This window comes from Desulforamulus aquiferis (genome assembly GCF_030577015.1).
Classification (GTDB): domain Bacteria; phylum Bacillota; class Desulfotomaculia; order Desulfotomaculales; family Desulfotomaculaceae; genus Desulfotomaculum; species Desulfotomaculum aquiferis.
The window spans coordinates 1-281 of sequence record NZ_JARPTC010000091.1; the positions used below are offsets into that span (position 1 = coordinate 1).

A 281-nucleotide genomic window follows, 5' to 3' on the forward strand; every position below is an offset into this window, starting at 1 on the left:
GACCACCAAGGCGACGATGGGTAGCCGGCCTGAGAGGGCGAACGGCCACACTGGGACTGAGACACGGCCCAGACTCCTACGGGAGGCAGCAGTGGGGAATCTTCCGCAATGGGCGAAAGCCTGACGGAGCAACGCCGCGTGAGGGACGAAGGCCTTCGGGTTGTAAACCTCTGTTTTCAGGGACGAACAAATGACGGTACCTGAAGAGTAAGCTCCGGCTAACTACGTGCCAGCAGCCGCGGTAATACGTAGGGAGCAAGCGTTGTCCGGATTTACTGGGC

General features: G+C 60.1%; 1 rRNA gene. It reads left to right on the forward strand.

Annotated elements, in window-relative coordinates:
• Positions 1–281 (forward strand): 16S ribosomal RNA (locus P6N53_RS18660); the annotation flags it as partial.